This is a genomic window from Rhizobacter terrae (assembly GCF_003852895.1).
GTDB lineage: Bacteria > Pseudomonadota > Gammaproteobacteria > Burkholderiales > Burkholderiaceae_C > Albitalea > Albitalea terrae.
This window is the reverse complement of the sequence record NZ_QUSW01000001.1, coordinates 572,406-593,853: the sequence shown is the minus strand read 5'-3', so window position 1 is coordinate 593,853 and position 21,448 is coordinate 572,406. Positions and strand designations below refer to the sequence as shown.

26 protein-coding genes are annotated in these 21,448 nt (G+C 66.8%); 19 read left to right on the top strand and 7 right to left on the bottom strand.

What is annotated here, in order from left to right:
* The first annotated feature begins 186 nt into the window (after nucleotides 1-186).
* The 11 genes from murJ (at nucleotide 187) to DZC73_RS02675 (ending at nucleotide 9,967) form a co-directional block, all read left to right on the top strand.
* Complete coding sequence (gene murJ / locus DZC73_RS02725; protein WP_124538654.1) at nucleotides 187-1,752, top strand: murein biosynthesis integral membrane protein MurJ; 1,566 nt, start codon at nucleotides 187-189, stop codon at nucleotides 1,750-1,752.
* 9 nt (nucleotides 1,753-1,761) lie between these two features.
* Nucleotides 1,762-2,643 (top strand): SirB1 family protein, encoded by an 882-nt coding sequence (locus DZC73_RS02720; RefSeq protein WP_124538653.1) that lies wholly within the window; start codon nucleotides 1,762-1,764, stop codon nucleotides 2,641-2,643.
* Nucleotides 2,644-2,745: 102 nt separating this feature from the next.
* Nucleotides 2,746-3,807 carry an AI-2E family transporter gene (locus DZC73_RS02715; protein ID WP_124538652.1) on the top strand — a complete coding sequence of 354 codons (1,062 nt, stop codon included), beginning with the start codon at nucleotides 2,746-2,748 and terminating at the stop codon, nucleotides 3,805-3,807.
* 3 nt (nucleotides 3,808-3,810) lie between these two features.
* Entirely contained in the window at nucleotides 3,811-4,482 is a 672-nt protein-coding gene (gene hda, locus DZC73_RS02710) for a DnaA regulatory inactivator Hda (protein ID WP_124538651.1), read from the top strand.
* Nucleotides 4,479-5,147 carry a histidinol-phosphatase gene (locus tag DZC73_RS02705; protein ID WP_124538650.1) on the top strand — a complete coding sequence of 223 codons (669 nt, stop codon included), beginning with the start codon at nucleotides 4,479-4,481 and terminating at the stop codon, nucleotides 5,145-5,147. Before hda ends, DZC73_RS02705 begins: the two co-directional genes overlap by 4 nt.
* Nucleotides 5,144-6,682 (top strand): polynucleotide adenylyltransferase PcnB, encoded by a 1,539-nt coding sequence (pcnB, locus tag DZC73_RS02700; RefSeq protein WP_124538649.1) that lies wholly within the window; start codon nucleotides 5,144-5,146, stop codon nucleotides 6,680-6,682. Before DZC73_RS02705 ends, pcnB begins: the two co-directional genes overlap by 4 nt.
* A gap of 10 nt (nucleotides 6,683-6,692) precedes the next feature.
* On the top strand, nucleotides 6,693-7,205 hold the full coding sequence (gene folK, locus DZC73_RS02695; RefSeq protein WP_235834959.1) for a 2-amino-4-hydroxy-6-hydroxymethyldihydropteridine diphosphokinase: 513 nt from the start codon (nucleotides 6,693-6,695) through the stop codon (nucleotides 7,203-7,205).
* The gene (locus tag DZC73_RS02690) at nucleotides 7,202-7,558 is read left to right on the top strand and encodes a DMT family protein (protein ID WP_124538647.1); all 357 of its coding nucleotides are present in this window, start codon (nucleotides 7,202-7,204) and stop codon (nucleotides 7,556-7,558) included. Before folK ends, DZC73_RS02690 begins: the two co-directional genes overlap by 4 nt.
* Nucleotides 7,555-8,205: a deoxynucleoside kinase gene (locus DZC73_RS02685; protein ID WP_124538646.1), complete on the top strand. Its 651-nt coding sequence runs from the start codon at nucleotides 7,555-7,557 to the stop codon at nucleotides 8,203-8,205. Before DZC73_RS02690 ends, DZC73_RS02685 begins: the two co-directional genes overlap by 4 nt.
* A 75-nt stretch (nucleotides 8,206-8,280) precedes the next feature.
* Nucleotides 8,281-8,928 (top strand): DUF47 domain-containing protein, encoded by a 648-nt coding sequence (locus DZC73_RS02680; RefSeq protein WP_124538645.1) that lies wholly within the window; start codon nucleotides 8,281-8,283, stop codon nucleotides 8,926-8,928.
* 25 nt (nucleotides 8,929-8,953) lie between these two features.
* On the top strand, nucleotides 8,954-9,967 hold the full coding sequence (locus DZC73_RS02675; RefSeq protein ID WP_124538644.1) for an inorganic phosphate transporter: 1,014 nt from the start codon (nucleotides 8,954-8,956) through the stop codon (nucleotides 9,965-9,967).
* Nucleotides 9,968-9,973: 6 nt separating this feature from the next.
* Here DZC73_RS02675 and DZC73_RS02670 read toward each other — a convergent pair whose 3' ends face one another.
* Both DZC73_RS02670 and DZC73_RS02665 read right to left on the bottom strand, forming a co-directional pair.
* On the bottom strand, nucleotides 9,974-10,417 hold the full coding sequence (locus DZC73_RS02670; protein WP_198414763.1) for a TM2 domain-containing protein: 444 nt from the start codon (nucleotides 10,415-10,417) through the stop codon (nucleotides 9,974-9,976).
* Between the two features lie 3 nt (nucleotides 10,418-10,420).
* The gene (locus DZC73_RS02665) at nucleotides 10,421-10,960 is read right to left on the bottom strand and encodes a GNAT family N-acetyltransferase (RefSeq protein ID WP_124538642.1); all 540 of its coding nucleotides are present in this window, start codon (nucleotides 10,958-10,960) and stop codon (nucleotides 10,421-10,423) included.
* A gap of 205 nt (nucleotides 10,961-11,165) precedes the next feature.
* Here DZC73_RS02665 and rpsP point away from each other — a divergent pair, with 205 nt between their 5' ends.
* From rpsP to DZC73_RS02635, 6 genes are all read left to right on the top strand, one after another.
* Nucleotides 11,166-11,414, top strand: coding sequence for a 30S ribosomal protein S16 (rpsP, locus tag DZC73_RS02660; RefSeq protein WP_124538641.1), 249 nt, complete (start codon nucleotides 11,166-11,168; stop codon nucleotides 11,412-11,414).
* Nucleotides 11,415-11,422: 8 nt separating this feature from the next.
* Nucleotides 11,423-12,025 (top strand): ribosome maturation factor RimM, encoded by a 603-nt coding sequence (gene rimM, locus DZC73_RS02655; protein ID WP_124538640.1) that lies wholly within the window; start codon nucleotides 11,423-11,425, stop codon nucleotides 12,023-12,025.
* Nucleotides 12,026-12,037: 12 nt separating this feature from the next.
* The gene (trmD, locus tag DZC73_RS02650; protein ID WP_124538639.1) at nucleotides 12,038-12,790 is read left to right on the top strand and encodes a tRNA (guanosine(37)-N1)-methyltransferase TrmD; all 753 of its coding nucleotides are present in this window, start codon (nucleotides 12,038-12,040) and stop codon (nucleotides 12,788-12,790) included.
* A 91-nt stretch (nucleotides 12,791-12,881) separates the two neighbouring features.
* Entirely contained in the window at nucleotides 12,882-13,235 is a 354-nt protein-coding gene (rplS, locus tag DZC73_RS02645) for a 50S ribosomal protein L19 (protein WP_124538638.1), read from the top strand.
* Between the two features lie 141 nt (nucleotides 13,236-13,376).
* Entirely contained in the window at nucleotides 13,377-14,057 is a 681-nt protein-coding gene (locus DZC73_RS02640) for a CoA pyrophosphatase (protein WP_124538637.1), read from the top strand.
* A gap of 33 nt (nucleotides 14,058-14,090) precedes the next feature.
* Nucleotides 14,091-15,080 (top strand): CobD/CbiB family protein, encoded by a 990-nt coding sequence (locus DZC73_RS02635; RefSeq protein WP_124538636.1) that lies wholly within the window; start codon nucleotides 14,091-14,093, stop codon nucleotides 15,078-15,080.
* A 6-nt stretch (nucleotides 15,081-15,086) separates the two neighbouring features.
* Here the strand turns inward: DZC73_RS02635 and rsgA are convergent, their stop codons facing one another.
* From rsgA to DZC73_RS02620, 3 genes are read right to left on the bottom strand one after another with little or no spacing between them, the layout of a single operon-like run.
* Entirely contained in the window at nucleotides 15,087-16,004 is a 918-nt protein-coding gene (rsgA, locus tag DZC73_RS02630; RefSeq protein WP_235834958.1) for a ribosome small subunit-dependent GTPase A, read from the bottom strand.
* Between the two features lie 21 nt (nucleotides 16,005-16,025).
* Nucleotides 16,026-16,358: a 4a-hydroxytetrahydrobiopterin dehydratase gene (locus tag DZC73_RS02625; RefSeq protein ID WP_124538635.1), complete on the bottom strand. Its 333-nt coding sequence runs from the start codon at nucleotides 16,356-16,358 to the stop codon at nucleotides 16,026-16,028.
* 4 nt (nucleotides 16,359-16,362) lie between these two features.
* Nucleotides 16,363-17,646, bottom strand: a complete 1,284-nt coding sequence (locus tag DZC73_RS02620) for a M48 family metallopeptidase (protein ID WP_124538634.1) — start codon at nucleotides 17,644-17,646, stop codon at nucleotides 16,363-16,365.
* Between the two features lie 114 nt (nucleotides 17,647-17,760).
* Between DZC73_RS02620 and orn the strand changes: the two genes are divergently transcribed.
* Nucleotides 17,761-18,321 (top strand): oligoribonuclease, encoded by a 561-nt coding sequence (gene orn / locus DZC73_RS02615; protein ID WP_124538633.1) that lies wholly within the window; start codon nucleotides 17,761-17,763, stop codon nucleotides 18,319-18,321.
* Between the two features lie 347 nt (nucleotides 18,322-18,668).
* Entirely contained in the window at nucleotides 18,669-20,282 is a 1,614-nt protein-coding gene (locus DZC73_RS02610; protein ID WP_124538632.1) for a DEAD/DEAH box helicase, read from the top strand.
* A 157-nt stretch (nucleotides 20,283-20,439) separates the two neighbouring features.
* Here the strand turns inward: DZC73_RS02610 and DZC73_RS02605 are convergent, their stop codons facing one another.
* Both DZC73_RS02605 and DZC73_RS02600 read right to left on the bottom strand, forming a co-directional pair.
* Complete coding sequence (locus DZC73_RS02605; protein WP_124538631.1) at nucleotides 20,440-20,763, bottom strand: BON domain-containing protein; 324 nt, start codon at nucleotides 20,761-20,763, stop codon at nucleotides 20,440-20,442.
* A gap of 116 nt (nucleotides 20,764-20,879) precedes the next feature.
* Nucleotides 20,880-21,410: a ferritin-like domain-containing protein gene (locus DZC73_RS02600; RefSeq protein ID WP_124538630.1), complete on the bottom strand. Its 531-nt coding sequence runs from the start codon at nucleotides 21,408-21,410 to the stop codon at nucleotides 20,880-20,882.
* Between the last annotated feature and the right edge of the window lie 38 nt (nucleotides 21,411-21,448).

The following is a 21,448-nucleotide window of genomic DNA, read 5'->3' as shown; positions in this document are numbered from 1 at the left end:
AGCTTCGATCCAGGTGGGCGCTCCATGGTCCAATTCACTGGGTGAATGCACACGGAGCAAAGACAGCGAGTATAGCACCCGTTGGCAAGTCTGGGCAAATGGCAGCAACTGAACGTTAGTAACCGCTTCCTATAATGCCGCCCACTCCATAGTCCATCGACGAGCCGGGCCCGCCCGAAAGACCCCATGAACCTGTTGAGGGCCGCCTCCACCGTCTCCTTGCTGACGCTCGCCTCGCGTGTCACCGGGCTGGTCCGCGACATGCTCCAGGCGTCCGTCTTCGGAGCCAACGCCTTGACCGACGCCTTCAACGTGGCGTTCCGCATCCCGAACCTGTTTCGGCGCCTGGTGGGCGAGGGCGCATTTTCCCAGGCCTTCGTGCCCTTGCTGGCGGCTTCCCACGAGCGCGATGGGCCCGAGGCCACCCAGAAGCTGATCGATGCCGTCGCCACCGTGCTGCTGTGGTCGCTGATCGTGCTGTGCGTCGTGGGCGTGGCCGGGGCGCCGGTCCTGGTCTACCTGATGGGCAGTGGCCTGAAGGCCACCGGCGGTTTCGACGCGGCCGTCCTGATGACGCGCTGGATGTTTCCGTACATCGCGTGCATGTCGCTGGTGGCGCTGGCCGCGGGAATTCTCAACACCTGGCGCCGCTTCGTGGTGCCCGCGGCCACGCCGGTGCTGCTGAACCTGTCGTGGATCGCCGCGATGCTGCTGCTCACGCCCTGGTTCCGCCGCTGGGGCATCGAGCCCATCTACTCCCTGGCCGTCGGCGTGATGGTGGGCGGCGTGCTGCAGCTGGCCGTGCAGGTGCCGGCGCTGCGACGGGCGGATGCCTTGCCGCACTTCGGGCTGGGCTGGCAGCGGCTGAAGGAATCCTGGTCGCACGAAGGCGTGCGGCACGTGATGGGCAAGATGGCGCCGGCGCTGATCGGCGTGTCGGTGGCGCAGATTTCACAGCTCATCAACACGCAGATCGCCAGCCACCTCGGTGCCGGTGCGGTCTCGCTGCTCACCTACGCCGACCGGCTGATGGAGTTCCCGTCCGCGCTGCTTGGCGTGGCGCTGGGCGTCGTGCTGACGCCGCAGCTGTCGGCGGCCCACGCGCGCAAGGACGATGCCGCGTATTCCGATCTCATCGAATGGGGCCTGAGGCAACTGCTGCTGCTGGCGCTGCCTTGTGCGGTGGCCTTGCTGGTGTTCGCCGAGCCGCTGGTGTCCACGCTCTTCCAGCGTGGCGAATTCCGTGCCGCCCAGGTTCATGGCGCCGCGCTCGCGGTGAGCGGCTACGGTGTCGGTTTGATCGGAATCGTGTCGATCCGTATCCTCGCTCCGGGCTTCTTTGCCCGGCAGGACACCCGCACCCCGGTGCGCGTGGGCATCGCGGTGCTGGTGCTGACGCAGCTGTTCAACCTCGGATTCGTCTATGGCCTGGGGCTGGGCGTGGCGGGCCTCGCCTTGTCCACTGGGCTGGGTGGTGTCGTCAATGCCGGCATGCTGCTTTTCTTCCTGTGGCGCCGCGGCGCCTACCGGCCGGCGGCGGGCTGGCTCCTGTACGTGCTGCGCCTGTGCGCGGGCTGTGCGGTGATGGGCGGCGGGCTGTGGTGGGCGGCGCATCACCTGGACTGGCTGGGCGCCGACAGCCTGCGCCGCGCGGCCTGGATGGCCGGGGTGCTGGCTGCCGCCGCCGTGCTGTACTTCGCCACCCTGGCAGCCACTGGCCTGAAGCTTCGCGAGTTCGCCCGCCGGGGCTAAACTGACCCGATGTCCGAGCCCCTGCAGTTCGCAGCACCTACTGCGCTGGAATACTTTTCCTCGCTGGTGGCCGACGATGCGAGCCTGTCGCTGGTCGAGGCCGCCGTTTCCATCGCCCAGGACGACTACCCCGATCTCGACACCCAGGCCGTGCTGGCCGACATCGACACCCTGGCCGACCGTCTCAAGCGCCGCATCCCGGCCGACGCCGTGCCCGTGCAGCGACTGCGCTGGCTCAACCGCTACTTCTTCCGCGAACTGGGCTTCGCGGGCAACGTCAACGACTACTACGACCCGCGCAACAGCTACCTGCACATGGTGCTGTCCACGCGGCGCGGCATTCCCATCACGCTGGCAGTGCTCTACATCGAGCTGGCCACGCAGATCGGGCTGACCGCCCGTGGCGTGTCCTTTCCCGGCCATTTCCTCATCAAGCTGCGCATGCACACCGGCCAGCAGCACGGCGAGGTGGTGATCGACCCGTTCACTGGCCACTCGCTGTCGCGCGAGGAGCTGGACGAATTGCTGGGCCCCTACAAGCGCAGCCATGGCCTCATGGGCGAGTTCGATGCGCCGCTGGGCCTGTTCCTGCAGTCGGCCCCGCCGCGCGACGTGCTGGCGCGCATGCTGCGCAACCTGAAGGAAATCCACCGCAGCGCGCAGGACTGGCCGCGGGCGCTGTCGGTGGCGCATCGCCTGGTCATCCTGCTGCCGCACGCCGTCGAGGAGCGGCGCGACCGCGGCATGGTATTGGCCGAGCTCGGCCAATACCCGCAGGCGGTCGAGGACATCGACGCCTACCTGCGCCAGCGCCCCGAGGCCGAAGACCACGCGGCGCTCACGGCTCGCATCGATGAGTGGCGCAGTGCGGGCAGGCCGAGGCTGCATTGAGTTTGTAGCCCCTAGAATTCCCCCCGACCATGGCGCGCCACAAGCCATGGCGTCCGAACCAACCGACACGGGCCGCGCCACGCCGGCCTCCATGTTCGCTCGATGAACCTGTCTTCCACACAACGCCGCACCCTGACCTGGATCGCGCTCGGCCTGGCCGGACTCGGCCTGCTGTGGCTGCTGGCGCCGGTGCTGACCCCCTTCCTCATCGCGGCGGTGCTGGCCTATGCCTTGCATCCTGCGGTGGAGCGCATGGCGGCCCGCGGCGTGCCGCGGGCGCTGGCGGTGATCGCGGTGGAGGTTCTGGTGCTCCTCGCCTTCACGGCCGTCCTCTTGCTCATGGTGCCCATCCTGTCCAAGGAAATCCCGCTGCTGCGCGAGCGCATCCCGGTGCTGGCCAAGGGCGCAAAGGAATCGCTGGAACCCTGGCTCGCGCATTACGGCGTCAACGTCTCGCTGGACATCGACAGCCTGCAACAAATGGTGCTCAAGGCGCTGAACGCCAACTTCGAGGACTGGCTGTCCACCATCCTCGCCTCGGCGCGCATTGGCGGCAGCATCGTGCTCACGGTGCTGGGTGCGATGGTGCTGGTGCCGGTGGCCCTGTTCTACCTGCTGATGGACTGGTCCCGCCTCACAGAGCGGGTGCAGGAGCTGGTGCCGCCGCGCCTGCGCCCGGGCTTCCACGGCTTCATGAGCGAATGCGACACCGTCCTCGGCCAGTACCTGCGCGGCCAGCTGCTGGTGATGCTGGCGATGGCCATCTTCTACAGCGTGGGCCTCGCGCTTTTCCGCTTCGACCTCGCCGTGCCCGTGGGCGTGTTCACCGGCATGGCGATGTTCATCCCCTACCTGGGCTTCGGCCTGGGCATGCTGCTGGCGCTGCTGGCGGGCGTGCTGCAGTTCGCGAGCTGGTACGGCTTGATCGCGGTGGCCGTGATCTATGGGCTGGGCCAGATCCTGGAAGGCTTCTTCCTCACGCCGCGCCTGGTGGGCGAGCGCATCGGCCTGAGTCCGCTGATGGTCATCTTCGCGCTGCTTGCCTTCGGGCATCTCTTCGGCTTCGCCGGCGTGCTGGTGGCCCTGCCGCTGAGCGCCGTGCTGGCCGTGGCCGTGGGGCGCCTGCGCAGTTGGTACCTGCAAAGCCGGCTGTACGGTGCCTGAGCGATGAAGCAGATTCCGCTCGCCTTCGGCCCCGCCATCGTCCACAGCTTCGACACCTTCGTGCCGGGCGCCAACGGCATGGCGCTGGAGCACCTGCGGGCCGTGCACGCAGGCTCGGCGCCGGTCTACCTGTGGGGGCCGTCGGGCAGCGGCAAGACGCACCTGCTGCAGGCGCTGGCCCAGCGCTTCCAGCTGCAAGGCGGGCAGGTCGGCTGGTTCAGTGCGGCCGATGCCGGGCCCTGGGCCATCGACGAGCGCACGGACCTCATCGTCTTCGACGCCTGCGACCAGTTCGATGCCGACCAGCAGCAGTCGGCCTTCGCGCTCTTCGTGGACGCCACCACTCGCGGCATTCCCATTGCCGCCGCCGGCCGCCTGCCGCCCGTGGACCTGCCCCTGCGCGACGACTTGCGCACGCGGCTGGGCTGGGGCCATGTGCTGGCGATCCAGCCACTGTCCGAGTCGGAGACCCGCGCGGCCTTGCGCCGCGAGGCGGACCGCCGCGGCCTGTTCCTTTCCGACGAGGTGATGGACTACCTCCTCACCCGCTTCACCCGCGACCTCAAGCACCTCATGGCCCTGCTCGACGGCCTCGATGAATACGCGCTGGCCAACAAGCGCGCCATCACCGTGCCCTTGCTCAAGCAGATGCTGGCCGACCAGGGTTCCTCATGAATCTTTGCCTCTTCGACCTCGACGACACGCTCATTCCGCTGGATTCCGACCACGCCTGGGGCGAGTTCGTCACCCGGCTGGGCTGGGTGGACGCGGCGGAATTCCGCCGCCGCAACGACGAGTTCTTCGAGACCTACAAGGCCGGCAAGCTCGACGTGCACGCCTACATCGAGTTCGCCACGCAGCCCCTGCGAGAGCATTCGGCCGAGGAAACCGCTGCCGCCCACCGGCAGTTCATGGCCGAGGTCATCACCCCGCGCATGCACGACAGCGCCCGCCAACTGGTGCAAAGCCACGTCGACCAGGGCGACCTCGTGGCCCTGGTCACGGCCACCAACGAATTCGTCACCGCGCCCATCGCGCAGGCCTTCGGCATCGCCGATCTGATCGCCGTCCGGCTGGAGCGCGGTCCGGGGGGTACCATCACGGGTCGCATCGACGGCGTGCCGAGCTACCGGGAAGGCAAGGTCACGCGGGTCGAGCAATGGCTGGCCGGGCGCGGGCTGCGCTGGAGCGATTTCGAACGCACCAGCGTCTACAGCGACTCGACCAACGACCTGCCGCTGCTCGAGCGCGCCACGCATCCCGTCGCCACGAACCCGTCGCCGGCGCTCCAAGCCATTGCCGGCGAGCGCGGTTGGCGCATCCTGAACCTCTTCAAATGATCAAGAAGCTCATCAACAAGCTGCTCGGAAAGGGCGAAGCCGCCGCCGGTAACGGAAAGGCCAAGGCCACGCCGCTGGGCAAGCGCGTCGAGGTGGCCAAGGACGAGCACCTCATCGATCTCACGCTCGTGGACGAACGCGCGATCAAGGTGGTGCAGACACTGTCCGAAGCCGGCTTCGAGGCCTACATCGTCGGCGGTGCGGTGCGCGACCTGCTGCTGGGCCTGCGCCCCAAGGACTTCGACGTGGCCACCAATGCCACGCCCGAGGAGGTGAAGAACCTCTTCCGCCGCGCCTTCATCATCGGCCGGCGCTTTCGCATCGTGCACGTGGTGTTCGGCCGCGGCCGCGACCACGAGGTGATCGAGGTCTCGACCTTCCGCGCCATGATGGATGCATCGGCCGCCGAGACGGTGAGCGGCAACGAGAAGACCTCCAAGAGCGAACTCGCCGGCAAGACCCACGTGGTGGACGCCGAAGGCCGCGTGCTGCGCGACAACGTCTGGGGTCCGCAGGTCGAGGATGCCGCGCGCCGCGACTTCACCGTCAACGCCATGTACTACGACCCGCAGCGCGAGATCGTGGTCGACTACCACGGCGGCATCAAGGACTCCAAGAAGAAGCTGCTGCGCATGATCGGCGACCCGGAGACGCGCTACCGCGAAGACCCGGTGCGCATCATTCGCGTGGTGCGCTTCGCCGCCAAGCTGGGCTTCGAGATCGAGCCCAAGACGCGCGCGCCCATCCAGGCCATGGCGTCCCTGCTCGAGAACGTGCCGCAGTCGCGCATGTTCGACGAGATGATCAAGCTGCTGCAGACCGGGCACTCGCTGGCGAGCCTGGAAGAGTTGCGCAAGCAGGGGCTGCACCAGGGCGTGTTCCCGATCCTTGACGTGGTGCTGGACGAGGCCCACCGGCACGACGGCCGCGAGAAGTTCGTGCAGATGGCGCTGGCCGACACCGACCGGCGCGTGGGAGAGAACAAACCGGTCGCACCCAGCTTCATGCTGGCGTGCATGCTGTGGCACGACGTGCTGGACCGCTGGCAGAAACTCAAGGGACAGGGCGAGGCCCCGTTCCCGGCCTTGCAGCAGGCCATCGACCTGGTGTTCGACGCCCGCATCGGCGACATCTCCGGCCGCGGCAAGCTGGCCGCGGACATGCGCGAGATCTGGATGATGCAACCGCGCTTCGACCGCCGCGTGGGCAGCGGGCCGTTCACGCTGGTGGAGCAGCCGCGCTTCCGTGCGGGCTTCGACTTCCTGCGGCTGCGGGCCGATTCGGGCGAGATCGACAACACGCTGGCCGAGTGGTGGGAAGACTTCTCGCTGGGCGACGATGAAGAGCGCCGCGCGCTGATCGACCTGGCCAAGGAGCAGGACCATTCGAAGCGGGTGAAGCCGGCTGCGGGTCATGCGCCGCAGGCGGCCGCGGGTGCGGCATCGGATGCCGGCGACCCGGCCAAGAAGCGCCGCCGCCGTCGACGCAAGCCCGGTGGTGGCTCAGGTGCAGGGCCTGCGCCCTCGCAGGACTGAACCGGAAAGGGTGCGGGAGTTGGACGACGCGCCGCAGGATTCGGGCGTGCAGGCGTGCATTGCGCTGGGAGCGAATCTCGGGGATGCCTTGGCCACCCTGCAGGCTGCCGAGCGCGCCTTGAGCGAACTGCCGGGGACGACGCTGCTTGCCGTGTCGCCGATCTACCGCACCGCGCCCATCGATGCGACTGGGCCGGATTACCTCAACGGCGTGGCCTTGGTGCGCACTTCGCTGGATGCGCACGGGCTCCTTCGCCACCTCCAGGCCATCGAGCAGCGGCATGGCCGCCAGCGCAGCACGCGCAACGCACCGCGCACGCTCGACCTGGACCTGCTGCTCTACGGTGACCAAGCCATGCACGGCGACGACCTGACCGTGCCGCACCCGCGCATGCACGAGCGCGCCTTCGTGCTGCGCCCCTTGCTGGACGTGGCGCCGTCCATCCGCATCCCGGGCCTCGGCCCCGCCAGTGACTGGCTGCCCCGCGTGGCCGACCAACGCATCGAACGGCTCAACCCATGATCTCCCTGCCCATCTCCGTCCAGACCACCTTGTTGCTGGTGGCGTCCAACGTCTTCATGACCTTCGCCTGGTACGGGCACCTCAAGAATCTCAACGACAAGCCCTGGTACATCGCTGCGCTGGTGAGCTGGGGCATTGCGCTGTTCGAGTACCTGTTGCAGGTGCCGGGCAACCGCATCGGATTCGCGGGCGGCCTCACGCTGGCGCAGCTGAAGATCATGCAGGAGGTGATCACGCTGCTGGTGTTCGTGCCCTTTGCGATGTTCTTCATGGACCAGCCTTTCCGCATGGATTTCGTGTGGGCGGGCCTGTGCCTGGTGGGCGCGGTGTACTTCGTGTTCCGCAGCGCATGACGAACCTGCTCGACCGCTTTCGCCACATCGCCATCGAAGGCCCGATCGGCGTGGGCAAGAGTTCGCTCGCCCGGCGCCTGGGCGCGCACCTGGGGGCCGACCTGCTGCTGGAGAAGGCCGAGGAGAACCCCTTCCTCGAGCGCTTCTACCGCGACCGCACCGCCTACGCGTTTCAGACGCAGCTCTTTTTCCTCTTCCAGCGTGTGAAGCAGATGCAGGAGATTGCCCAGCCGGGCATGTTCTCGCGCGGCATCGTCAGCGACTTCGTGTTCGCCAAGGACGCACTCTTCGCCCGCATGAACCTGGACGATGAGGAATACCGCCTGTACACGCAGATCCACGGCCACATGGCGCAGAGCCTGCCCCGGCCGGACCTGGTCATCTGGCTGCAGGCCGAGCCGCAGGCGCTGCTGCAGCGCATCGGCCGGCGGGGCATTGCCATGGAGCAGGACATCGACGCCGCCTACCTGCAGCGTCTGTGCGATGCCTATGTGGAGCACTTCCGCTCGGATGGCACCTCGCCGGTGCTCACCGTGCCGACCGAGAGCTTCAACCCCGCCGGCAACGACGAGGACTTCCGCCGGCTTGTCGATGCGCTGGATCAATTCCGCGGACCGGCCGGTGTACTGGACCCCGCAGCCGCGTGAACTACACTTCGCGGGTTTTGACCGATTGATGACGCCGCGCCGGTTCCGTGCGCATGGCGCCGCGAGGAGACCCGGATGCTGTTCGGCAAGCTGCTGCCCCGAGAGGGCAATTTTTTCGAGCTGTTCAACCAGCACGGCGGGTTCATTGTTGAAGGCGCGCGCTCCTTCATCCTGCTGATCGAGAACTACGGCGACACCAGCCTGCGCGAGAAGTACACCCAGGAAGTGGGCAACGCCGAGCGACAGGCCGACCGCGTCACCGCCGAGGTGAACCGGCTGCTGCACAAGACGTTCATCACGCCCATCGACCGCGAGCAGATCCACAGCCTGATCAACGCGATGGATGACATCCTCGACCTGCTGCAGGATGCCACCGAGACCATGCTGCTGTACGACGTGCGCAAGATGACCGAGGACATCCTGCGCCTGGGCGACTTGAGCGCCAAGTGCTGCGAACGCGTGCAGCATGCGGTGTCCTTGCTGCCCAAGCTCAGCGACCACGAGGCGGCGGCCGCGGCCATCAAGACCTGCGAAGAGATCGACAAGCTCGAATCCGACGCCGACCGCGTGATGCGTGCGGCGATGTCGCGCCTCTTCCGCGAGGAGACCGACGTGCGCGAGCTGATCAAGCTCAAGGCCATCTACGAGCAGCTGGAGTCGATCTCCGACCGCTGCGAGGACGTGGCCAACCTCATCGAGGGCGTGGTCCTCGAGAACTCCTGACCCGGCACCCGAGCCTCCTCTTCAGATGGAAAAAATCCAGGCTGCCTTCTGGGTCGTGACGCTGCTCGTCGTCCTGGCCGTCGCGTTCGACTTCATGAACGGCTTCCACGATGCGGCGAACTCCATCGCCACCGTCGTGTCCACCGGCGTGCTCAAGCCCCAGCAGGCGGTGGTGTTCGCCGCCTTCTTCAACGTCATCGCGATCTCCGTCTTCCAGCTCAAGGTGGCCGCCACCATCGGCAAGGGCATCGTGCTGCCGGGCGTGGTGGACCACCACGTGGTGTTCGGGGCCCTGGTCGGGGCGCTGGTGTGGAACGTCGTCACCTGGTTGTACGGCATTCCGTCGAGTTCGTCTCATGCGCTCATCGGCGGCATCGTGGGTGCGGTGATGGCCAAGGCCGGCGCCAGCTCGCTGATCGCGGCAGGCATCTGGAAGACGGTGCTCTTCATTTTCCTCTCGCCGCTGCTGGGCTTTGCCTTCGGCTCGCTGCTGATGGTGATCGTGGCGAACCTGTTCAAGCGCTCGTCGCCCTTGCGGGTGGACAACTGGTTCCGGCGATTGCAGCTCGTGTCCGCGGGCTTGTACAGCCTGGGCCATGGCGGCAACGATGCGCAGAAGACCATCGGCATCATCTGGATGCTGCTGATCGCCACAGGCTACGCCACGGCCGGCGACAAGCTGCCCCCGGTGTGGGTGATCTGGGTTTGCTACGTGGCCATCGGCCTGGGCACGATGTTCGGCGGCTGGCGCATCGTCAAGACCATGGGCCAGAAGATCACCAAGCTCAAGCCGGTGGGCGGCTTCTGCGCCGAGACGGGCGGAGCGATCACCCTGTTCATGGCGACGGCGCTGGGCGTTCCGGTGTCCACGACGCACACCATCACCGGCGCCATCGTGGGCGTGGGCTCAACGCAGCGCGCTTCGGCGGTGCGCTGGGGCGTGGCGGGCAACATCGTGTGGGCCTGGATCTTCACGATCCCCGCCTCGGCCTTCGTGGCCGCGATCGCTTACTGGCTGGGCCTCACGCTGTTCCCCTGATTCACCTCACTGGCTGATCTTGCGGCCTTCCTCGATCTGGTATTCGAAGTAGCGCTGGCCGCTGAAGGCGATGGTGGCCATCAGCACGCCCGCGCCGATGAGCAGCGCAACGATCACGCCCATCACCGCACCCCAGCCGCTGTGCGTGGCGGGGCCGTCGGTGTTGTAGCGGGCGTCCCATTTCTCATCGGCCATCAGGCCATAGACGATGGCCGTCAGCATGGCCGCGGCGATGGCACAGCCGGCCAGCGGAATCAAGGCCCAGGAGAGCATGTCGTCCTGGCCGAGTTCCTGCACCCGCCGCACGCCGTACAGGCCCAGCAGCGTGGGCAGCGGGTACAGCCAGCCCCACAGGTCGCGAAAGCCGTGCAGGTAGAAGCGGTGCAGACCCATGCTGCCGCCGATGACGGCGATCCAGGTCGTGAGCGTTTTGGATTTGCGCATGTGCATGTGTCAGCTCGGGTCGACGGGGTCGCGGCTGTCGCCCACGCCCAGCGATCGCTGCATGAGGACCACGTCCAGCCAGCGGTTGAATTTCCAGCCGACGGATTGGAGGATGCCCGTCTGTTCGAAGCCCAGCGTCCGGTGCACGCCGATGGAGCTGGCGTTGTTCGAGTCGCCGATCACGGCCAGCATCTGCCGCGCACCGCGTGCCTCGCACTGCGACATCAGCTCCGCCAGCAACAGCCGGCCGATGCCCTGGCCTCGGGTGCCGTCGGCCAGGTAGATCGAGTCTTCCACGCAGAAGCGGTAGGCCTTGCGCGGTCGGAAGTGGTTGGCGTAGGCGTAGCCGAGCACCTGGCCGTCGCGCTCGGCCACCAGCCAGGGCAGGCCCTTGGACAGCACATCGTCGCGGCGGCGAGTCATCTCGGCCTGGTCCGGGGCGTCCAACTCGAAGGTGCCCGTGCCGTTTGTCACGTTCCAGGCGTAGATGGCGGTGATGGCGGGCAGGTCTTGGGCCGTGCTGGGCCGCAGAAAGAGGGGCGAGGACATGGGTTTGGCCTGGGAAGGTTCTTGGAGTTTATAATGCGCGGTTTCGGTGACGGCCCAAGTCCTGCTTTGGAAACAACGCGTCTTGCGGCGTATCTACGGTACCGAATGGCTGGCGGACGAGGCGTAGGGCCTCGGTCGTCGTTGATCTGCTCGCCCTGAGTGTCTCCTGGTGCGGTGGATTGTTTTCACAATTCAAGGAAACAACATGGTCGTGATTCGACTCGCACGTGGCGGCGCCAAGAAGCGTCCTTTCTTCAACATCGTGGTTGCTGACTCGCGCGTTCGCCGCGATGGCCGCTTCATCGAGCGCGTGGGCTTCTACAACCCCGTGGCCGCTGGCGCCGAGCAACCCCTGCGCGTGGCTTTCGACCGCGTCGACTACTGGGCCAGCCAAGGCGCCCAGCTGTCGCCCACGGTGGCTCGCCTGGTTGCCCAGGCCAAGGCCGCAGCCTAAGCTGTACCGTGAGCACGGCGTCCCAAGCCGCGGGCGACACGCCCGCCTGGCCTGAAGACGCCATCGAGGTTGGCCGCATCATCGACGCCTGGGGCGTCAAGGGATGGATCAAGATCCACCCCTTCGCGGCCGATCCTCAAGCGCTGTTCTCCACGCGGCGCTGGTTCCTCAAGCCGCCCGAGCCGCAAGGCCCGAAGCGGCCCGCCCCTGCGGCAGAAGCCATTCCCTCTTTCCTCAAGATTTCCCAGGTCAAGCACCATGGCGATGGCGTCGTCGCGCTGCCGTTGGATGTGTCTGACCGCAGCGGCGCAGAAGCGCTCAAGGGCGCCAGGGTGTTCGTCTCCCGCGCCAGCTTCCCGACCGCCGAACCCGACGAGTACTACTGGGTCGATCTCATCGGCATGTCCGTGGTGAACCTGCAGGGCGAAGCTCTGGGTACCGTGGTGAGCCTGCTGGATACTGGTCCGCACAGCGTGCTGCGCATCGCGCCGCCGGATGCCGACCCCAATGACGAGGCGGTGCAGCGGCTGGTTCCCTTCGTCGCCGCCTACGTGAGCGACGTGAGCCTGGCCGACAAGCGCATCACCGTCGACTGGGGCCTGGACTACTGACCCCGCGCAGTCATGCGCTTCGACGCCATCACCCTGTTTCCCGAGCTGTTCGCGCCGCACCTGACGCAAGGCGTGACGCGGCGCGCGTTCGAGTCCGGGCAGGTGGCGGTTCACCTGTGGCAGTTGCGTGACTTTGCTGATGACAACTACCGCAGGGTGGATGACCGCCCGTATGGCGGCGGGCCTGGCATGGTGATGCTGGCCGAGCCGTTGGAGCGGGCCTTGGCGGCGGTGCGTGCGGCCCGGGCCGATTCGGCTCCGGTGGTGCATTTCACGCCCACCGGCCGGCGCATCGACCAGCAGGTCGTGACGGAATTTGCGTCTGGCGCCGGTGCCATCTTCCTGTGCGGGCGGTACGAGGGCATCGACCAGCGCTTCCTCGACCGCCACGTGGACGTCGAGCTGAGCCTGGGCGACTTCGTGCTCTCCGGAGGCGAACTGCCTGCGCTGGCCCTGCTGGATGGCGTGGCCCGCCTGCAGGATGGCGTGCTGGGCGATGCCCAGTCCCACCAGCAGGACAGCTTCTCGGACGGCCTGCTCGATTGCCCGCACTACAGCCGTCCCGAAGTCCTGGCAGGCGAGGGCGAACCCCAGCCCGTGCCGCCGGTGCTGCTGTCGGGCCACCACGCCGACATCGCCCGCTGGCGGCGGGAACGCTCGCTGGAGCTGACCGCCCGGCGCCGGCCCGACCTGATCGCTGCCGCTCGGGCGGCGGGAAAGCTCACCAAAGCCGACGAGAAGTTCCTGGCCGGCCTTGCGCTATAATCAAAGGCTTTTCGATCCTCTGCCAGGCCCGGGTACCACGTATCCGAACCCAATTCTCAACACCGCGTTGGCACGATCGCACGGAGAAACCATGGACCTGATCCAGACCCTCGAGCAAGAAGAAATTGCTCGCCTGAACAAGACCATCCCGGCCTTCGCGCCCGGCGACACGGTCATCGTCAACGTGAACGTCGTCGAAGGCACCCGCAAGCGCGTGCAGGCCTACGAAGGCGTCGTGATTGCCAAGCGCAACCGCGGCCTGAACTCCAGCTTCATCGTCCGCAAGATCTCCAGCGGCGAAGGCGTGGAGCGTACCTTCCAGATCTACAGCCCGCTGATCGCCTCGATCGAAGTCAAGCGCCGCGGCGATGTGCGCCGCGCCAAGCTGTACTACCTCCGCGATCGTTCGGGCAAGTCGGCTCGCATCAAGGAAAAGCTCGCCTGACGCAGTCAGCCTCCGCGTCGCGGAGGTCGCGCGAAGCGCGGAGCGAGTTTTAGCCGTAGGCAAAAGTTGGCCTGCAGTGATCGTCGCTCCTCGACACAACAAAGCCGCCTCTCCAGGCGGCTTTTTGTTTGAAAATGCCGGATGGCCCTGAGCTTCGATCCCACCACCTTGCCGGTCCTCGGCGTCGACGATCACCTGCCTGCGATCACTCCTGCCGAGCTGAAGCCCGACGCCCTGCGCCGTCGGTTCAAGGCCCCACCCACGTGGGCGCCTGAGATCGTGGTCGAACACCGCTTCAGCGACCGCGAACCCACCAACGCTTCCGTTCTCGTCCCTCTCGTGCAGCGCGATGACGAAGTGACTGTCCTCCTCACCCAACGCACCGACCACCTGCACGACCACCCGGGCCAGATCAGCTTCCCCGGCGGCCGGGCCGAGCCCGAGGATGTCGATGCCGTCGCCACCGCCATGCGCGAAGCGGAGGAGGAAATCGGTCTGCATGCCCGCCACGTCGAGGTGCTGGGCGTGCTGCCCACGTACACCACCGGCACGGGCTTTGTCGTCACCCCTGTCGTGGCCCTGATCGAGCCCCCGTTCAGCATCCAGGTCGATCCTTTCGAGGTCGCCGAAGTCTTCGAGGTGCCGCTGGGCTTCCTGATGTCGCCGGCCAACCACCGGCGCCATGGCATCGAGGTCGCCGGCCGCAGGCGCGAATTCCTGTCCATGCCGTGGCAGGCGCGCAGCGAGGCGGCGCGCCAGTACTTCATCTGGGGAGCGACGGCGGCGATGCTGCGCAACTTCTATCGCTTCCTGGCGGCGTGAAGCAGCACATCCCACCGTTATGATTCGCGGCGAATGAGCTTCTTCGCCGTCCTCTTCGCACTGCTCATCGAGCAACTCAAGCCGTTGCCGCGTGGCAATCCGGTGCACGATTCGCTCACCCAATGGATGCGCTGGACCGGCCGCAACTTCGACGCCGGCAAGCCGCACCACGCCTGGGTGGTGTGGTGCGTGACCACCATCGCGCCAGCGGTCCTGGCCTGGCTCATCTACCTCGGGCTGGTGCACGTCAACATCTTCCTCGGGCTGGCGTGGAACGTGGCCGTGCTCTACGTGACGCTCGGCTTCCGCCAGTTCAGCCACCATTTCACCGACATCCGCGATGCGCTGGAGCGCGGCGACGAGGACGAGGCCCGCAGGCTGCTGACCGAATGGCGGCACCTGGACGCGAGCGAACTGCCGCGCACCGAGCTGTTGCGCCACATCATCGAACACTCGCTGCTGGCGGCGCATCGCCACGTGTTTGGCGTGTTCTTCTGGTTCGTCGTGCTCTCGACGCTCGGCCTGGGCCCGGCCGGTGCGGTGCTGTACCGCATGGCCGAGTTCGCCAGCCGCTACTGGGCCTACAAGAACCGCACCGTGGGCGAGGCGATCAACGAGCGGCTCATGGCCCTGTCGCAGCGCATGTTCAGCATCATCGACCACCTGCCCGCACGGCTGACGGCCTTCGGCTTCGCCGTGGTCGGCAACTTCGAGGAGGCGGTGAGCTGCTGGCGGCGGGATGCGGGCCTGTGGAAGCATCCCAACGAGGGCATCATCCTCGCGGCGGCTGCCGGCGCCGTGGGCGTGCAGCTGGGCGGCAGCGCGGCACCCGGGGTGACACCGGACCGGTCCAAGACCTTCGATCGCGGCGGGGCCATCGGCGAGATGGATGCGGAAGGTTCGACGCCAGGTGCCGTGCCGGTGCCGGCTCATCTGCGCAGCATCGTCGGCCTGGTGTGGCGCTCGGTGGTGCTATGGATGCTGCTGGTCGCCTTGCTGTCGCTGGCGAACATCCTCGGCTGAGCCGGCTCACCAGCGCGTCTGGCTCAGCTCCTCGCGGATCTCGCCGTAGATCCGATAGCGCGACTCGCTGATCTCGCCACGTTCCACCGCTGCACGCACACCGCAGCCGGGCTCGTGCTGGTGGGTGCAGTTGTAGAAGCGGCAGCCCGGAAGATGCTCGCGCAGGTCCGGCATCAGCGTCGGAAGGTCCTGGGCGGTCACCTGGCGCAGGCCGAATTCCTGGAAGCCGGGGGAGTCGATCAGCCCTGTCGTCCGCTGCGCATCCAGCCAATACCACTGTGTGCTGGTGGTGGTGTGCTTGCCCGAGTTCAATGCCTGCGATATCTCGCCGACCTGCGCCTTGGCATCCGGCGCCAGCAGGTTGATGAGCGTGCTCTTGCCCGCGCCGCTGGGGCCCAGCACCAGCGTGGCCTTGCCTTCCAGCATGGGCGACAGCGTGGCCCGGGCCTCGTCGGTCCGGGCCTTCAACGCCACCTCTACCACCTCGTAGCCCATGCGCGTGTAGGGGGCGAGCCGGGCGCGCGCGTCCTCGATCTCAGGCAGATCGGCCTTGTTCAGCAGCACGTGTGCCGCGATGCCGGCGCTCTCCGCCGCGATCAGCGCCCGGGCCAGCTGCGATTCGCTGAACACCGGCTTGGCCGCCACCATCACGAGGATCTGGTCGAGGTTGGCTGCAAACGCCTTGGTGCGCCACTCGTCCTGCCGGAACATCAGGTTGCGCCGCGGCTCCACGTGCTCGATGACGCCCTCGTCGCCAGCCGGTTGCCAGCGCAGGCGATCGCCCACCACGCATTCGCTCTTCTTGCCGCGCGGATGGCAGATCACGCGCCGGCCTTCGGGCGTCTCCACCACGTAGTGGCGGCCATACCCGGCGACGACCAGGCCGAAGTCCAGCCCGTCGTCGGGCACCTGGACCTTGCTCACTGCAAGGCCCTCGTGAAGCGCTCAGCCGACAAAGGCCACGAGCGCGTTCACCTTCGCCGCGCAGATGAAGTCGTTGATCGACACGCCGCCCACCGAGTGGGTGTTGAAGCGCACCACGCAGCGGCTGTAGCTCACCTGCAGGTCGGGGTGATGGTCCTCCGTGTGGCAGATCCACGCCATCGCATTGAGGAAGGCCATGGTCTCGTGGAAGTCCTTGAAGCTGAAGGTCTTCTCGATGAAGCCCTTGTCGAGGTGCCAGCCCGGGACCTCGTTGAGGTGGCGCTTGATGTCCGATTCGCTCATCGGCGAGCCGCCTTCGAGGGCCTGGCACTTGCTGTGCAGAAGATTCGTCATGGTGTCACCCGGCTTGGTGGGAGGGCGTGAGGGGAAGCGCGGCCAGGCGTTCACTGGCCGGCGGATGCGAATAGTAGAAGCGCACGTAGATCGGATCGGGCGTCAGGGTTGATGCGTTGTCTTCGTGCAGCTTGAGCAGGGCCGCCGCGAGGTCGGTGCCGCTGGCCTGCGCGCAGGCGTAGGCGTCCGCTTCGAACTCGTGCTTTCGCGACAACTGGGCGAACAGCGGGGAGATGAAGAAGCCGAAGACCGGCACCACCAGCATGAACAGCAGCAGCGCGACGGCGTCGTTGGGGGCTGCCAGGGCCGGGCGCACACCGAAGGCGGTGTAGAACCAGGCCTGCCCCGACAGCCAGCCCAGCAGGGCGAAGCCCGCCAGGCTCAAGGCAAACATCGACGCGATGCGCTTTTGCACGTGGCGGTGCTTGAAGTGGCCCAGCTCGTGTGCCAGCACGGCCTCGACCTCGCCTGCCGTGAGCTTGTTGAGCAGCGTGTCGAAGAACACCACGCGCTTGGCGGCACCGAAGCCCGTGAAGTAGGCGTTGGCGTGGGCCGAGCGCTTGCTGCCGTCCATCACGAACAGGCCTTTGGCCGCGAAACCGCAGCGCTGCATCAGCGCCTGCACGCGGGCCTTGAGCGATTCGTCGGGCAGCGGCTCGAACTTGTTGAACATCGGCGCGATGACGGTCGGATAGAGCACCAGCATCAGCAGGTTGAAGCCCATCCACACCCCCCAGGCCCACAGCCACCACCAGCGGCCGGCACTGCCCATCAGCCAGAGGATGAGCGCGGCGATCGGCACGCCCACCAGCAGGCCGACCAGCACGCCCTTGAGCGTGTCGGCGATGTACAGCTTCCAGGTGAGGCGGTTGAAACCGAAGCGCTGCTCGATGCGGAAGGTGCTGTAGAGCTCGAAGGGCAATTCGAGGATGCCGCCGACCAGCGTGAACGCGCCGAGGAGCGACAGCTGGTACGCCATGCCGCCCCAGCGCGGTTGCACGGTCTGCAGCAGGAACTGGTTCAGTTCGTCCAGCCCGCCCATGAGCGTCCAGCCGATCAGCACTGCCGCCCCGAAAGCCGTGCTCAGCAGACCGAAGCGCGCCTTGGCCAGGGTGTAGTCCGCCGCCTTCTGGTGCGCAGCGAGGGAAATGGTCTGGGCAAAGGTGCCCGGTACTGCGCCGCGATGCGCAGCCACGTGCCGCATCTGCCGTGTCGCCAGCCAGAACTTGACCAGCAGCGAGGCGACCAGCGCCGACACGAAGAGCAGGGTGAGGGAAAACGACGTCATGGCCGGGAGTGTAGGTCGTGCGTGCCGATGTCACAGGCGGCGCGGTCGCCTGGCGCAAACGGTGCCAGGGCCATCCCCGGCCCTGCGAGAATGCCGGTTCAAGGAGAAAAGACAATGTCCGAGACCGCACTGGCCGCCAGCGAACACAACCTGGTCTGGATCGACCTGGAAATGACGGGGCTGTACCCCGACCGCGATCGCATCATCGAAATCGCCCTGGTGGTCACCGATCCGCAGCTGAACGTCCGCGTCGAAGGGCCGGTGTTCGCCATCCACCAGAGCGACGCCACGCTGGATGGCATGGACGCCTGGAACAAGGGCACCCACGGCAAGAGCGGCTTGATCGACCGGGTGAAGGCTTCCACCGTCGACGAGGCCCAGGCCGAGGCGCTGTGCATCGAATTCCTGAAGAAGTATGTTGGCTCCAGCAAATCGCCGATGTGCGGCAACAGCATCTGCCAGGACCGTCGCTTCCTCGCCAACTACATGCCCAAGCTGGAAGCCTTCTTCCACTACCGCAACCTGGACGTGAGCACGCTCAAGGAGCTGGCGCGCCGCTGGAAGCCCGACATCATGGGCGGCTTCAAGAAGGCGCAGGCGCATACGGCGCTTGCCGACATTCACGAATCCATCGACGAACTGGTGTACTACCGGCAGCATCTGCTGGCGGTGTGAGGAACTTCTCGGACCCTGGTCAAGAAAAACCTGGGGCAAACCCGAGGATTCTTGGTAGAATCAAAGGCTGCGCTGGCTTCCGGCTGGAAGTCAGCGCATTCGTTCATCCCCTCTGACCTCTTTCGAGCCACCCACGCATGCCGTCGGCCTGGTTCGATTTCCTGAAGCGTCCGTCCATTCGCGGCGGCGCGGGCAACGGTTGGCGGCGATGCCGTCGCTTTGACTGTTCCCTTCAGAACGTTCTCCCAGCGACCTGACCAAGGCGCTCCCGCGTGCGGGCGCGCCGGTGCGTTGTTGCGTTTCGCCCGTGGGCGGCGCCACGCACTGCTTTTGCTTGAAAGAAGACGATGAGTTTCGATTCCCTGGGCCTGCATGCCGCCCTTTCCAAGGCCGTGGCCGACGCTGGCTACGACACCCCCACCGACGTCCAGTCCAAGGCCATTCCGCCGGCCATCGAGGGACGCGACCTGATGGTCTCGTCCAGTACCGGCAGCGGCAAGACCGCTTCCTTCATCCTCCCCGCGCTGCAGCGCATCCTGGCCGCCCGCGGCGACAACACCAAGCGCCGTGAAAAGGGCGTGGTCTACGGCCCCCGCGTGCTGGTGCTGACGCCCACGCGCGAGCTGGCCATCCAGGTCGCCAAGGCGGCCTCCACCTATGGCCGCCACGTGCAGGGCCTGCGCGTCGCCACCGTTGTCGGCGGCGTGCCCTATCCGGCGCAGATCAAGGCGCTGCGTGGCCCGCTGGACATCCTCATCTCCACCCCCGGCCGCCTGCTCGACCACCTCACCACCGGCAAGGCCGTGCTCGACCACGTCGAGGTGCTGGTGCTCGACGAAGCCGACCGCATGCTGGACATGGGCTTCATCGAAGACATCCAGACCATTGCCGAGCACGTGCCGGCCGAGCGCCAGACGCTGATGTACAGCGCCACCTTCGCCGGCCACGTCGGCCGCCTGGCCGAGAGCCTGCTGAAGAACGCGCAGCGCATCGACGTCGCCTCGCACACCGACACGCACGAGAACATCGAGCAGCGCCTGCACTGGGCCGACAACTCGACCCACAAGAACGCGCTGCTGGACCACATCCTGACCGAGCGCGACATGGAACAGGCCGTGGTGTTCACCAGCACCCAGCGCGACGCCGACTGGCTGGCCGACCGCCTGGCCGACATGGGCCATCAGGTCGCTTCGCTGCACGGCGGCATGCCGCAAGGCCGCCGCAACCGCGTGCTGCAGGGCCTGCGCCTGAAGCAGCTGCGCGTGCTGGTGGCCACCGACGTGGCCGCCCGTGGCATCGACGTGCCGACCATCAGCCACGTCATCAACTACGGCCTGCCGATGAAGGCCGAAGACTACGTGCATCGCATCGGCCGCACGGGCCGCGCCGGCCGCAATGGCCTGGCGGTGACGCTGGCCGAGCGCATGGACGCCGGCATGATCCGCCGCATCCAGCAATTCACCACCCAGAGCATTCCGGTGGCGACGGTGTCGGGCCTGGAGCCCAAGAACCCCGAGCCGCGCATGTTCCCGCCGCGTCCCGCTGACAACAAGTTCGCTGGCAAGGGCTTCGGCAACCGTGGCAACGACGGCCCCCGCCGTCCGGGTGGCAAGCCCTTTGGCCCGCGCCGCGATGCTGGCTTCGCGCCGCGTCGTGACGACGGCTTTGCACCGCGTCGTGATGATGGCTTTGCAGCGCGCCGTGATGATGGCGGCGCACCTCGCCGCGAAGAAGGCTTCGCGCCCCGTCGCGACGACGCCTTCAAGCCTCGCGGCGACAAGGCCTTCACCTCGCGCAACGACGGAACCTTCGATCGCCGCGACGGCGCATCGCGCGGCGCCTTCGACCGCAAGCCTGCCGACAAGGGCACCTTCGCAGGCCGCAAGGCCCCGGCCGGCAAACCCGCGCCGCGCCCCGGCGGCAAGCCCGGCTTCAAAGCCCAACGCGGCCAAGGCCGCTAAGTAAAAAAGGGTCGCCTCAAGCGACCCTTTTTCATTCCAGCCCCACCCACCCAAGCGAGCGCAGCGAAGCGACAGATCAAGCAACGCCCGCGGGACTGGCTTTGCCAGCCCGCAGGGTGGCGCCCCTTGGGGGCAGGAGCGCCAGCGACTGGGGGGCTCAAGGCCTGATCGCGATCTCGTTCTTCACCGACTTCACGCCGTTCACGTTGCGGGCGATGCTCTCAGCCGTCGCACGTTCGTTGTTGCTCTTGGCGAAGCCCGACAGCATCACCGTGCCGTTGAGCGTCTCGACCTTGATGGCGCCGGCGTCCACATCCTTGTTGTCGACGAAGCGGGCCTTGACCTGGGTGGTGATCGTCGCGTCGTCGACGTAGGCGCCGACCGTTTCCTGTCCGCGGGCAATCGCGCAGCCTTCCAGGCTGACGATGGCGGCGATGGAGGTGGCGGCGACGAGGGCGGCGAGGATGGTGCGTGCGAGCATGGTGTTCTCCTGTTGGATGGTTGGAAGCGATTCAATCGAACGAATTGACTAACGAACGGGCGGTCTCGAAAAGGCTGCGCCGGTCCCGCCACCCCAGGGGACCGAGCCGGAAAAGGTCATTCGTCGAGCAGGTCCTTCAGCTCGTCGGCGTGCTCTTCTTCATCGTTGAGCACTTCCTCCAGCAGCCGGCGCGTGGTCGGGTCCTTGTCGCCGATGAGCTCGATCATCTGGCGGTAGGTCTCCACCGCGACGCGTTCCGCGATGAGGTTGGACCGCAGCATGTCGCGCAGATCCTTGGACTCGTCGTACTCCGCATGGCTGCGCTGCGAGAGGTGGTCGGGCGAGAAGTCAGGTTCGCCGCCCAGCTGAACGATGCGCTCGGCGATGCGGTCGGCATGGCCGGCTTCCGCGTTGGCGTGTTCCAGGAACTCCTCTGCGATGCGCGGCGATGCGATGCCGTGCGCGGTGAAGTAGTGGCGCTTGTAGCGAAGCACGCACACCAGCTCGGTGGCCAGTGCGTCGTTGAGCAGCTTGACGATGTCGTCGCGCCACGGGCCGTAGCTGGGCGTCACCGCGCCGTCGTCGAGGCTGCGCTTGGCGGCCTCGATGGCCTTCTCGTTCAACTCGAGCTTGGTTCGTGAATCCATTGTGGCTGGTCCTTGGAATTCGTGACGGACATCGGGAC